The organism is Sulfurimonas sp. C5 (assembly GCF_029872055.1).
GTDB lineage: Bacteria > Campylobacterota > Campylobacteria > Campylobacterales > Sulfurimonadaceae > Sulfurimonas.
The window spans coordinates 1-11,764 of sequence record NZ_JARXNQ010000002.1 but is presented as its reverse complement, the minus strand read 5'-3'; the positions used below and the strand labels follow the sequence as shown (position 1 = coordinate 11,764).

Below are 11,764 nucleotides of genomic sequence, written 5' to 3'. Positions count from 1 at the left end.
AAGAGGAGTGTTTTAGATTGGTAATACGCGGATTTTGTCAGAAAGTTTTTCTTTTAATGTACTTTCAATCGCGTATAAAGTTCCTGTTGCACTTGAAGCACATCCGCTACAAGCACCAAGATAACGGATATAGATATCAATAAATGGATCGTTTGCTTTGATATCGATGATTTCCATATCTCCACCGTCCATTACCAGGAATTGACGAATATTTTCATCAATGATTGCATCTACCGCTTTAATTTGTTGTACTAAAGTCATCTCTGTAAAGTTTGCATTCCCAGCTAGAGAAGCATCAGCAGCAGCTCTCATCTTCTCTTCATCCATCTCTTTTCTTGTATCTGCCAAGATATCTACTAAGTAGTAATCCATAGCTTCGTGTCCACCCGGTTTAATACAAGATTTACAAAAACCTCCTGCTTTTGTATAGTCAGTGATCTCTTCAACAGTTTTAAGGTCATTTAACTTGATAACCTCTTTTAACGTTGTTAAAGAAACACGAGCACATTCACAAACAATGATCTCTTCTTCAAAGCTATCTGCATCAACACCCATATAAAGTCCAGCAGCTTTTTTAATTACATCGTAAGCCATAACTGAACAGTGCATTTTTTGAGGTGGAACAGCCGGAGTATCCGGATCGTCACGAAGTGCAAACTCAACATCGATATTTGTAATTTTTACAGCTTCTTGTACAGTTTTACCAATACAAAGCTCAGTCATAACATCTGATGAAGCGATAGCCGTACCACAACCAAATGATTTGAATTTCGAATCTACAATTTTATCAGTCTCTGGATCTATCTCCCAGTATAAACGAACTGCATCACCACAAGATTCAGCACCAAAGTCAGCAACAATCAGTTTGTTTCCACGTGACTCTGCATCTGCTTCAAAGATCTCCCCTTGATGTTGAGGATTATTCATTAATGTCGTTACTTTATTTGAATACGCGTCCCAAAGAGACTCGCCTAACATATCAGCCTTAGCCATAATATTCTCCTGTTATTTAATTCTTATAATTTCTTAATGGTGGTGATGATGAAGTTCACATTCTTGAACTTCTCCACCTTTTGTCGGTGCTTGTTTAGCAAACGAACTAGAGATGCCTCTTAGTCTTTCAACAGCTTTTTTGAAATGTGCAATTGCATAATCGATCTCAGCATCAGTCGTAAATCTTGAAAGCGATAAACGGATCCCCGTGTGAGCAAGTTCATTATCAGCTCCAATTGCAAGCATTACACTATTTGCTTCAAGGTCTTCCGATGCACAAGCAGAACCTGTTGAAGCTCCAATTTCACCGTTATTTAAGTCCCATAACATACCTTCACCTTCAACACCTTTGATTGAAACAAGGATAGTATTTGGTGTACGATTATCTCTGTTACCAACAGTGAATGTATCGTTTAACTCTAAAATAGCATCTTCCAAACGATCACGTTTTGCACGAATTGACGCCATTTTCTCTTCAATATTCTCAGTAGCAAGTTCTAATGCTTTTCCCATACCGATAATATATGGAACATTTAAAGTACCTGAACGGCGTCCACCCATTTGGTCACCACCATGTAATAATGGAGACAATGGTTGTGAATCTTTAATATAAAGTCCACCAATACCTTTTGGTCCATGGAATTTATGTGCTGAAAACGACAAAAAGTCTACATGAACATCTTGTAAATTAACTGGAATCTTTCCAACAGCCTGTACACCATCTGTATGAAAAAGCACACCTTTTTCTTTACAAATTTCACCAATCTCTTTAATAGGATTGATCATACCTGTTTCATTTGAAGCCCACATAACTGAAACTAAAGCTGTTTTGTCAGTTATAAAAGATTTTACAGTGTGCACTTCAACTACACCCTCCTCATTTACAGGAAGGTATGTAACTTTTACACCTTGTTCCTCTAAAAATTTACATGTAGATAAAACAGACGGGTGTTCAACTTCAGTTGTCAAAATATGGTTCTTTTCACCGTTTACAATATGATCAATCCATACAGATTGTAAAACCCAGTTATTTGATTCTGTTGCACATGATGTAAATACAATATCATCGTTATCACTTGCACCTAGTGCTTTATACGTTTGATTTATTGCATTCATAAGTGCCGGATGCGTAGATGAACCAAATTTATGAAGTGAATTTGGATTACCATACTGCTCAGAAAAGAATGGTAGCATCGCTTCAACAACTTTTGGATCACACATTGTAGTAGCATTATTATCTAAATATACTTGCATTTTTACCTCTTAATATTAAGAATGATTTTCATTCTTTTTAAATAAGACAAAATTTGTCTTCTTTTAGTTTTGACATCATAATAGCTTTATGGTTATGAATAGCTTAAGGAAAACTTACACCTAATTTGACTTAAGAATTAAAACAGCATATAATACCGAAAATTTCCTCCAAAGAGTACCTCTATGTGCAACTTTAACGACCTCAACGACGAGACAAAAACATTTTTAAGCCTTTTTATGAAAAAAGCTGCTGCAAGCGTTGGAGGGGAAAATAATCTGCTTTCATTAATAGAAGCGATTAGAGCAAAACACTCCCCACTTATAAGTTCTAAATCACAAATAGCTTCCAATAAAACAATTTTAAAATGGAATAAAGTAATTTTCAAAGATAAACTTCTTGTACTGGATAATATTATAGTGATGCATCGACAAGCTCAAAATAAAGAATTTAACATTTTAGATGAAAAAAGTTTAAAAAAGAAAAAGAAAATTATCAACTTTGTCAAAACCCTTAAACCTATCGAATTTGTAGTAACACCGCAAAACCCTAATGATGGTAATGGCTTTAGTTTTGGAGTATTTGATACTTTGGATCTCGATAATGAAATTGTAAAATTCAATCCTATCTTTTTAGCCTTTTTCTTCTGTTCAGTTGAATTTACTAAAAAAGCACTTAAGTATGATATGGTATAATCGCGGAATTATTTAACTTTTTAAGAGGTTTAAAATGGGACAAACCATAACTGAAAAAATATTTTCTGAACATGTTGGCAAAGAGGTGTATGCTGGAGAAATCGTTCGCTCACCGATTGATATGGTTATCGGAAATGATATTACGACTCCTATTTCGATCAAAGCATTCGAAGATAGTGGTGCGACAAAATTAGCAAATCCTGATGGTTTTTCGATCGTACTTGACCACTTCATCCCTGCAAAAGATATTGCTTCGGCTAATCAAGCAAGAATCTCTCGTGATTTTGCTAAAAAACATAAACTCAAAAACTTTTTTGATGAAAAAGACATGGGAATCGAACACGCTCTTTTACCGGAGAAAGGACTTGTTGTTCCAGGTGATGTAATCATTGGAGCTGATTCACATACTTGTACACACGGTGCACTTGGAGCATTCTCAACTGGTATGGGATCAACTGACTTGGCATTTGCGATGATTACAGGTGGCAACTGGTTTAAAGTACCTGAAACTATCAAAGTAAATCTAACTGGTAAACCGGGTAAATATACAACGGGTAAAGATATTATCTTAGAGATCATTAGAATGATCGGTGTTGACGGTGCACTTTATAAAACTTTAGAATTCACTGGTTCAACTATCCCTTATTTAACTATGGATGACAGATTCTCTATGTGTAATATGGCTATCGAAGCTGGTGCAAAAAGCGGTATCGTAGCTTATGATGATATTACTGCGGAATTCTTAGCTAACAAAAATCTCGCACGTGAACCAAAAATTCATCAGTCTGATGCAGATGCTACATATTGTATGGAATTAAACATCGAAGTTGATAAACTTGATCCTGTTATTGCTTACCCTTTCTTACCTTCAAACGGACACAGTGTTGTTCAAGCAGTAGCTGATAAAATCAAAGTTGACCAAGCATTTATCGGTTCATGTACAAACGGCCGTTTAGCAGACTTAAAAGTTGCAGCTGAGATCTTAGACGGTAAAAGAGTACATGAAGATGTAAGACTTATCGTTACTCCGGGAACACAACAAATCTTACGTGAAGCAACAAAACTTGGGTATATAGATATCATCGTTGATGCAGGTGGCGTTGTAAGTAATCCTACTTGTGGTGCATGTCTTGGTGGTTACATGGGTATCCTAGGGGATGGCGAAGTTGCGATCTCTACAACAAACAGAAACTTCGTAGGGCGTATGGGTTCACGTAGTTCAAAAGTTTATTTGGCAAATTCTGCAGTAGCAGCAGCTTCTGCAATCACTGGATACATTACAGATCCTAGATAATAAAACTATAAGGTAAATGAGACTAAACTTTATCAAATCTCTCAAGTTTAATTATAGCATTAAACTTACAAAGGAATTCAGATGAAGAAATTTCTATTACTTTCAGCACTCGTTTCTAGCGTACTGCTAGCTGGACAAAAACAGTATGAAATCTCTCCGATGATCGGTTATGATCTAGCGGAGGGAAATATAGGTATCAAACACAATGGTCACTACTTAGGTGCCTTAGAGGTGCAGTTTAACTCTCCTAATTCTAAAATCTCTCCGGAATTTTCTATTCTTTATTCACCAAAAGCAAAATATGATATTGGTGGCGATACAGCTATCACTCGCGGTGCTTTTAACGGTGTATATACTTTTGACAGTATAGACAATCTAGTACCTTTCGCTAAAGCAGGTATTGGAATTGAAAACGTAAACAACGAAACTTCTGGAAATAAAAACGGTTTCTTCTTAGATGCAGGTGCAGGTTTAAAATACTTTTTTAATGATAATATCGCTTTAAAAGCAGAAGCAATTTATCTTGCCAAAGCTACTGGAATCCAGAACAAACGTTTTGATAACAATCTTATTGCAATGGTCGGTTTAACATTTGCTTTTGGTGAAACTGCTGTTCAAGAAGAACCGAAACAAGAACCTATTAAAGAGGAGCCAAAAGAGGAAGTTGTTGCAGCACCTGTTGACGGTGATGATGATAACGACGGTATTCTAAATTCAAAAGATCAATGTCCAAATACAGCTGCAGGGGTAGAGGTTGATGCGAACGGTTGTGATAATGACATAGACAAAGACGGCGTTGTAAATGCACAAGATATTTGTCCAAATACACCTTTAGGTGCACAGGTTAATGATGAAGGGTGTCCAAAAGAAGTAACATTGAACATTAATTTTGCGACTAACTCTGCAAAAATCAAAGACTCATCATCTACACTTCTAGACGAATATGCAAAATTCTTAACGACATATACAAATTATAGTGCTCATATCGTTGGACATACAGATAGCCGCGGTGCAGCTGCATACAACAAAAAGCTCTCAGAAAAAAGGGCAGAAGCCGTAGTTCAGGCACTCATAGCAAGAGGCGTGGACACTAAGCAACTCTCTTGGGAAGGTATGGGTGAAGAGCAACCTATTGCCGACAATAAAACTTCTGAAGGTCGTTCACAAAACAGAAGAATCGAAGCTCAGCTTACTAGACACTAGATGATTGATATTCCTTGCGTCATTTTTGCTGGTGGAAAAAGCTCTCGAATGGGAGAAGACAAAGCGCTTCTTCCATTTGAAAAACATAACACTCTGACAGAGTACCAACTCAATCAACATTCGAAAACTTTTCAAAATATCTATATCTCTTGCAAATCTAAAGAAAAATTTGATTTTAACGCAAATTTTATAGAAGATCTAAACCAAGAGCTCTTTGCTCCTACAACTGCTTTTATCTCTATATTTCATAGATTAGATAATGATAGTTTTTTTGCAATCAGCGTCGATACCCCTTTTATAGATAACACCATTATTAAAACTTTAGTGGAAGAGGACAATGGTTCTTTCGATGCTGTCGTCGCAGTAGTAGACGAACAAATACAACCTTTGTGCGGTATTTACCACAGAACCCTACTCTCTGCATTTACAGATATGGAAGAACAAAATATACATAAACTTAATTATTTGCTGAAAAACTCTAACGTAAAATTTGTCCCTTTTGAGGATAAAAACAAATTTTTAAACCTTAACAACAAAGAGGAATACCAAAAAGCATTGGAAATTATTAACGCCTCTTTGATATAATAGTAAAAAAGTAAAGAAATAAAATATGAACTTAACACATTTAGATGAAAATCAAAGGCCAAAAATGGTCGATGTCAGTGATAAAAACGAAACAACTCGTGTAGCAGTAGCAAGTGGTATCATAGAAATGAGTCAGGATGCTTATGATGCAATCGTTAATGAAACTGCAAAAAAAGGACCCGTACTACAAACAGCAGTAATCGCTTCAATTATGGGTGTCAAAAAGACAAGTGAACTTATCCCTATGTGCCACCCGCTCAATTTAAGCGGTATCAACTGTAACGTTGAAGAGTTACCGGAGCTTCCCGGTTTTAAGCTTACAGTCACTGCGAAACTCAAAGGGCAAACAGGTGTAGAAATGGAAGCCCTCACTGGAACTTCGATAGGGCTTTTAACGATCTACGATATGGTAAAAGCGATTGATAAAGGTATGATTATTCGCAATGTACAATTAGAATCCAAATCAGGAGGCAAAAGTGGAGACTTTAAACGATAGACTAAAAGATGAAAAATTAGAGCTTACATATCCATGTTCTTGGTGTTATAAAGTCATCGCAAGTGAAAGAGAAGCACTTGAACAAGCTATCAGAGATGTACTAGACGAAAGAGAACATAAACTTACACATTCAAATAATTCCAGAACAGGTAAATATGTAAGTATGAACCTTGATCTTTTGGTACATAATGAGGATGATAGACAGTTTATTTATGATGCTTTAAAACAACATCAAAATATTAAAATGGTGTTATAGGAGTACTACATGGCAACAAATACTTTAGAAAAAAAAGTTGATGAACTTTTTAAAAACTTAGATCCTGCAAGTTTAGAACTGCAAAAAATTGAGACTATCTCTACTGGTTTAGTCCAGACAGAGATCTCTAGCATTGAAGAGGAACTTGAAAACCTTTTAGAGAAGAAAGAAGAGTTGGAACGTGCGATTGAAAAAAAATCGGAAGCTATTCAGGAAAAAAAGTATGAAGTATTTAATGCCCTTGAAGCAAAACTCCAAAACTATCCCGAAAGCTATGCAAGACTACATCAAATTAAATTACAGTCAATCGATCTGTATGAAATATTGAGTGAAATCGTTGAGTCTGCAATTATTACCGCATTAGAAAAAGAGCGTGACAGTGAATTTAAAGAATACCTCATTGAAACAATCAAAGAGATTACATTTGAATCTATAAAAGAGGGACCTCTTAACACAATCCGTATCAGAAAAATTCTTTCAACAATTTTGGGTATTGCTATAGAGATTGCTGAAGCAGAACCAAATAAAGCAGAAGATATTTTAACAGCTACAACCAAAGGGATGCGTTCAGGTCTTATAAAATCAATTCACAGATTTAAAAAGAGACTGGTTTATATGCCTGTAGAAGCAAAACATATACTCATCGAGGATTATGATACTATCATGGAAGATCTTAACCAAACAGATACAATCTTCTCTCAAGTTATTATCAACCAGGCATCCCAAAGTTCATCAGTTGTACATAAAATTCTTCTTGATCTTAACAAAGAGATGAAATATGATCTAGAAGAGCTACTCCTTGTTTCAAAAGAAACTGCTGAAGTGATGAAAAACAGATTTGCGAATTTTGCAAAAATAGCAGTCAAAAAAGCTGATTCAGCTATACATTCACCAAAAGCACAAGAAGCTAAAAGAATTGGAAAGCAAGCTTTTGAAACTGCTAAAATTGCTTTAGGCAGTGCAATTAAAACAGCAAAAGACGTTATAGATAAAAATAAAAGTTAAATTATAATTTATTATACTGCTATTAAAGCTAGTTTTTAAAAAACTTCAATATAATTGAGAAACTTTAATATTTAAAAGGATCAATAATGATGTTACACCCGGCTTCAGCACACTTTGGTATGGTATTACCAGTAGTCGCAGCAGTTTTTGGACTTGCATATCTTGTAAGCAGATCGGAAACTATGTCAAAAATTTCAGCTCGTACAGCTGTAGTTGCAGCACTAGCTATGATAGGAGTATGGTACACAGGTTCACAGGCTGGTCCTCAGATATATAACTTTTTAAGTGAAGCAGGAAAACACGAACTTCTAGAACACAAAGAATTAGGACTTTACCTTGCTATTGCAATGACTATAGTTGCATTAATCCAATTCGCTGGTTGTAAATTACAAAAATTCGGTCTACAAGCATTAGGTGTTATTTTAACTGTAGTTGTAATGGCTGTAACATTTATTCAAGGAAAACACGGTGGTGAAATCGTATATGAACACGGTAAGCCATTTCAAATGACACAACTAGAAAAGTATCTTACAGGTGATGACTTTGGTTTTATAGAAGATATGGATGAAGCAAAAACTGCAATCAATGAAAAAATATCTTCTATAGGTGAAGAAACTTGTGCAAAAATCGGTTGTGAAGAAGAAGCTAAAGAGAATGAGGAAGAATAATTCATAATGGATGCAACTTCTACACAAATTAAAGAGATGCAAAAAGAGCTGGACAAATATAAGTCCGGCGATAGTTCTACAACGAAAGAGCTCCTTCAATCTATGAAGGACTCTTCATCTTGGCTCAAAGAGAAACTGGAAAAATGAATATCTTAGTTACGCATACTTTTGAAGAACAACTAAAAGCTGTTTTAGATGAAATGATTGCAGACAAATCGCAAGATGCTCAAAAGTTTAAAATGTATCTCGATACTATATTAATCAATATGCCTACAAAAGCTGGTAAATATAAAATTTCTAAATTTTTTGATGATGAAGATGTTCGAGACATCGAACATGAAGGTTTTACGATCCCTTTTTATCACAATAAACAAAAAAACACTTATTTAATATTAGGAATCATCAAAATATAGCATAGTCCTTATAATAAACATGAATGCTTCTTATAATTGAAACGGATTCTTCAAAAATATGTTTCGATTTGTAACTTTTCTGACAACTCAAAACATTGAATATCACATTATTTTCACAAATGCAGTATAATTAGTTTTGCTAAAATTTATAATTAAGTATAAAATGGCATAATACCTGTTTCGAATTTCGGAGTATATTAATTAACTTATACAATAAACAATTTAACAAAGGAGAGAATGTGGATAAAAAATCTCAAACAGATACTTTATCTAACAGTACTGAAAATAGTATTGGCAGAAGAGACTTTTTCAGAAAAACAGCTGCTTTAGCTGGTACTGCTATCGCTGGTACATCACTTCTTTCTTCAAACGCTATGGCTAATGAGCATGCGGGTGGAGAAGGTGACAAAGCTATTCTAGGTCAACCAGAATGGGCTACAAAATGGGGTGATCCAGTTACTAAAAACCTTTACGGTATGCCTTCAAAATATGAGCATAACGTAACTAGAAGATATACTAAACTTCTTGCATCTGGTAACTTCAGAGCATCAATTGCTGTAACACCAATTCAAGAATCAATGGGTATTATCACTCCAAACGGACTATTCTTTTCACGTTCACACGGTGGTGTAGCTCATATCGATCCAAATGAGCATAGATTAATGATTACAGGTTTAGTAGAAAAACCTTTAGTATTAACTATGGAAGAATTAAAAAGATATCCAAGTGTAACTCGTACACACTTTATTGAATGTCCTGCTAATGGTGGACAAGAGTGGAGAGGTCCTCAATACAACTCTGTTCAATTCTCTAAAGGTTTCATGTCTTGTGCTGAGTGGACTGGTGTATACATCAAAGATATCCTAAAAGACCTTGGTGTAAAACCTGAAGCTTTATGGATGCTTGCAGAGGGTGGAGACTCATCTAAAATGGGTAGAACTATCCCTATGGAAAAAGTTCTTGACGATGCTATGATCGTATGGGGACAAAATGGTGAAGCTCTTCGTCCAGAGCAAGGTTACCCTATTCGTTTACTTGTTCCAGGTTGGGAAGGTAACTTATGTGTTAAATGGCTAAGAAGATTAGACTTCGCTAGCGAGCCATGGTACTGTAAAGAAGAAACTTCTAAATATACAGTATTAAAACCTGATGGTCACATCATGCAACACACTTATGCAAACGAAGTTAACTCAACTGTAACTTCTCCATCTCCAGAGATTGACTGGTCAAACCTAAAAGACGGTGACATTGTAGAGATCGAAGGTCTTGCATGGTCAGGTATGGGAACAATTACTGGTGTTGACATCTCTTTCGACGGTGGTAAAAACTACGTTGAAGCACAACTTAAAGGTTTAGTATTACCTAAATGTTGGACTCGTTTCAGCTATATTCATACATACAAAAAAGGTGAAGAGTTATTACTTACTTCACGTGCTATGGATGATGCAGGATATATTCAACCAACAATTGACCAAGAGTTAACAAAAGTTGGTGTTGAAGCTGTTTACCACAGAAACGCTGTTGAAACTTGGAAAGTTGAAAAAGACGGTAAAGTTACTCACGTTCAAATCCGTTCAGATCTTACACGTGATGCAAACGGTAATGTTGTAATTGAGAAAGGAGAAGCATAATGATCAAGTTTAATAATAAATTATTACTATCTGCTTCAGTAGCTGCATTAGTATCATTAGGATTCTCTGGATGTATGGAAAGTGCTACACCTACTAAAGTATCTATCGATGGTGGTGTATATTATCCTGTAGAAAATGGAAAAACTGGTCCTTACCTTGTAAATACACAAGCAGACAAATATACTATCAACAATGGTCGTGTACCGACAAAAGATGAGTACAATGCTTGGAATACAGATGTAATGCCAGACGGTACAGGTTTACCAGAAGGTGAAGGCTCTGCAGAAGAAGGTTCAGAAGTATACGAAGCAAAATGTGTAATGTGCCACGGTGACTTTGGTTCTGGTGGTGGTGGTTATCCAGCACTTTCTAAAGGTAATGCTTATGAAGCGTACAAAACATTAACACGTCAAAGACTTAAACCAGATACTGACGGTCCATCAAGATTCTTCGGAAGCTACTGGGCAGAAGCTAGTACAATGTGGTGGTACATTAAAGATGCAATGCCACATCCAGCGACTGATACATTAACAGATGATGAAGTATATGCTTTAGTTGCATATGTATTAAATGTTAACGAGATGGAAATTGACGGTGAATTAGTTGATGATGAATATGTTCTTAATCGTGAGAAATTCTTAAAAATCAAAATGCCAGCTAAAGGTGTTTACGAGCCGGTAATTGATGGTCCTCAAGGTCCTGAAAATGTACGTGCTTACTATGCTAATCCGGATAACTTCGGTGCACAAAAAATAAGTGGTGCAAACAAAAACGCTACGCGTTGTATGACTAACTGTCAAGAGCCTACTGTTCATGTAGCTGAAATCACTGTTGGTATTGCTGACTTCCATCCAGCTCTTTCAGATGTAAGAGATTTACCTGCAGAAGAAGAAGGAAATGCTGCTTTTGACGCTAAAGCTGCTTACGCTGAATCATGTGCAATGTGTCACGATACTGGTGCAGCTCCGGCTCCTGGTGATAAAGCTGCTTGGGAAGGTCTGATCGCTCAAGGTATGGATACACTTTACAAAAACGGTATAAACGGTACAGATGCTGGTATGCCGGCTAAAGGTGGTTCATCACTAAGTGATAAACAATTTAAACTTGTAGTTGACTATATAGTTAACCAAAGCAAATAAATCTCAATTAAAGGAAAAGATTATGGAAAGAAGACAATTTTTAAGTATGACTTTAGGTGCATTAGCTTTAGCTGTTGTACCTGCAAGCGTAAGAGCTGAGGATTTCAGAAAATCTAAACCAGCTGTATGGAGTG

The 11,764-nt window shown here is 35.9% G+C and carries 14 protein-coding genes; 12 read left to right on the top strand and 2 right to left on the bottom strand.

The genetic code is table 11. The features are described from left to right. Positions 1-12: 12 nt before the first annotated feature. The gene (locus P6N22_RS04270) at positions 13-993 is read right to left on the bottom strand and encodes an iron-sulfur cluster assembly scaffold protein (protein ID WP_280330522.1); all 981 of its coding nucleotides are present in this window, start codon (positions 991-993) and stop codon (positions 13-15) included. A gap of 33 nt (positions 994-1,026) precedes the next feature. Further along, complete coding sequence (locus tag P6N22_RS04265; protein ID WP_280330520.1) at positions 1,027-2,247, bottom strand: NifS family cysteine desulfurase; 1,221 nt, start codon at positions 2,245-2,247, stop codon at positions 1,027-1,029. Between the two features lie 183 nt (positions 2,248-2,430). On the opposite strand from P6N22_RS04265, the gene P6N22_RS04260 reads away from it, so the two are divergent. The 12 genes from P6N22_RS04260 to P6N22_RS04205 all read left to right on the top strand — a co-directional run bounded on the left by P6N22_RS04260 (position 2,431) and on the right by P6N22_RS04205 (position 11,630). After that, complete coding sequence (locus P6N22_RS04260; protein ID WP_280330518.1) at positions 2,431-2,940, top strand: hypothetical protein; 510 nt, start codon at positions 2,431-2,433, stop codon at positions 2,938-2,940. A 34-nt stretch (positions 2,941-2,974) separates the two neighbouring features. Then, positions 2,975-4,234, top strand: coding sequence for a 3-isopropylmalate dehydratase large subunit (locus P6N22_RS04255; RefSeq protein ID WP_280330516.1), 1,260 nt, complete (start codon positions 2,975-2,977; stop codon positions 4,232-4,234). An 81-nt stretch (positions 4,235-4,315) separates the two neighbouring features. Next, the gene (locus P6N22_RS04250; protein ID WP_280330514.1) at positions 4,316-5,437 is read left to right on the top strand and encodes an OmpA family protein; all 1,122 of its coding nucleotides are present in this window, start codon (positions 4,316-4,318) and stop codon (positions 5,435-5,437) included. Beyond that, positions 5,438-6,022, top strand: a complete 585-nt coding sequence (gene mobA, locus P6N22_RS04245) for a molybdenum cofactor guanylyltransferase MobA (RefSeq protein ID WP_280330513.1) — start codon at positions 5,438-5,440, stop codon at positions 6,020-6,022. A gap of 25 nt (positions 6,023-6,047) precedes the next feature. Further along, positions 6,048-6,518: a cyclic pyranopterin monophosphate synthase MoaC gene (moaC, locus tag P6N22_RS04240; protein ID WP_280330511.1), complete on the top strand. Its 471-nt coding sequence runs from the start codon at positions 6,048-6,050 to the stop codon at positions 6,516-6,518. Continuing rightward, positions 6,499-6,774: a DUF493 domain-containing protein gene (locus P6N22_RS04235; protein WP_280330509.1), complete on the top strand. Its 276-nt coding sequence runs from the start codon at positions 6,499-6,501 to the stop codon at positions 6,772-6,774. Before moaC ends, P6N22_RS04235 begins: the two co-directional genes overlap by 20 nt. Before the next feature lie 9 nt (positions 6,775-6,783). Further along, complete coding sequence (locus P6N22_RS04230; RefSeq protein ID WP_280330507.1) at positions 6,784-7,779, top strand: DUF6781 family protein; 996 nt, start codon at positions 6,784-6,786, stop codon at positions 7,777-7,779. An 86-nt stretch (positions 7,780-7,865) separates the two neighbouring features. Continuing rightward, positions 7,866-8,447, top strand: coding sequence for a DUF2231 domain-containing protein (locus tag P6N22_RS04225; RefSeq protein WP_280330505.1), 582 nt, complete (start codon positions 7,866-7,868; stop codon positions 8,445-8,447). 6 nt (positions 8,448-8,453) lie between these two features. Beyond that, on the top strand, positions 8,454-8,594 hold the full coding sequence (locus P6N22_RS04220) for a hypothetical protein (RefSeq protein WP_280330503.1): 141 nt from the start codon (positions 8,454-8,456) through the stop codon (positions 8,592-8,594). Further along, positions 8,591-8,860, top strand: coding sequence for a hypothetical protein (locus P6N22_RS04215; RefSeq protein WP_280330501.1), 270 nt, complete (start codon positions 8,591-8,593; stop codon positions 8,858-8,860). Before P6N22_RS04220 ends, P6N22_RS04215 begins: the two co-directional genes overlap by 4 nt. 239 nt (positions 8,861-9,099) lie before the next feature. Continuing rightward, the gene (gene soxC, locus P6N22_RS04210; RefSeq protein ID WP_280330500.1) at positions 9,100-10,491 is read left to right on the top strand and encodes a sulfite dehydrogenase; all 1,392 of its coding nucleotides are present in this window, start codon (positions 9,100-9,102) and stop codon (positions 10,489-10,491) included. Continuing rightward, positions 10,491-11,630: a c-type cytochrome gene (locus tag P6N22_RS04205; RefSeq protein WP_280330498.1), complete on the top strand. Its 1,140-nt coding sequence runs from the start codon at positions 10,491-10,493 to the stop codon at positions 11,628-11,630. Before soxC ends, P6N22_RS04205 begins: the two co-directional genes overlap by 1 nt. The last annotated feature ends 134 nt before the right edge of the window (positions 11,631-11,764 follow it).

Excerpts from the sequence above, each read along its gene's own strand:
- P6N22_RS04270 (WP_280330522.1), bottom strand. The coding sequence starts at position 993 with ATGGCTAAGGCTGATATGTTAGGCGAGTCTCTTTGGGACGCGTATTCA.
- moaC (WP_280330511.1), top strand. The coding sequence starts at position 6,048 with ATGAACTTAACACATTTAGATGAAAATCAAAGGCCAAAAATGGTCGAT.
- P6N22_RS04260 (WP_280330518.1), top strand. The coding sequence starts at position 2,431 with ATGTGCAACTTTAACGACCTCAACGACGAGACAAAAACATTTTTAAGC.
- P6N22_RS04215 (WP_280330501.1), top strand. The coding sequence starts at position 8,591 with ATGAATATCTTAGTTACGCATACTTTTGAAGAACAACTAAAAGCTGTT.
- mobA (WP_280330513.1), top strand. The coding sequence starts at position 5,438 with ATGATTGATATTCCTTGCGTCATTTTTGCTGGTGGAAAAAGCTCTCGA.
- P6N22_RS04250 (WP_280330514.1), top strand. The coding sequence starts at position 4,316 with ATGAAGAAATTTCTATTACTTTCAGCACTCGTTTCTAGCGTACTGCTA.
- P6N22_RS04265 (WP_280330520.1), bottom strand. The coding sequence starts at position 2,247 with ATGCAAGTATATTTAGATAATAATGCTACTACAATGTGTGATCCAAAA.
- P6N22_RS04225 (WP_280330505.1), top strand. The coding sequence starts at position 7,866 with ATGATGTTACACCCGGCTTCAGCACACTTTGGTATGGTATTACCAGTA.
- P6N22_RS04255 (WP_280330516.1), top strand. The coding sequence starts at position 2,975 with ATGGGACAAACCATAACTGAAAAAATATTTTCTGAACATGTTGGCAAA.
- P6N22_RS04230 (WP_280330507.1), top strand. The coding sequence starts at position 6,784 with ATGGCAACAAATACTTTAGAAAAAAAAGTTGATGAACTTTTTAAAAAC.
- P6N22_RS04205 (WP_280330498.1), top strand. The coding sequence starts at position 10,491 with ATGATCAAGTTTAATAATAAATTATTACTATCTGCTTCAGTAGCTGCA.
- P6N22_RS04220 (WP_280330503.1), top strand. The coding sequence starts at position 8,454 with ATGGATGCAACTTCTACACAAATTAAAGAGATGCAAAAAGAGCTGGAC.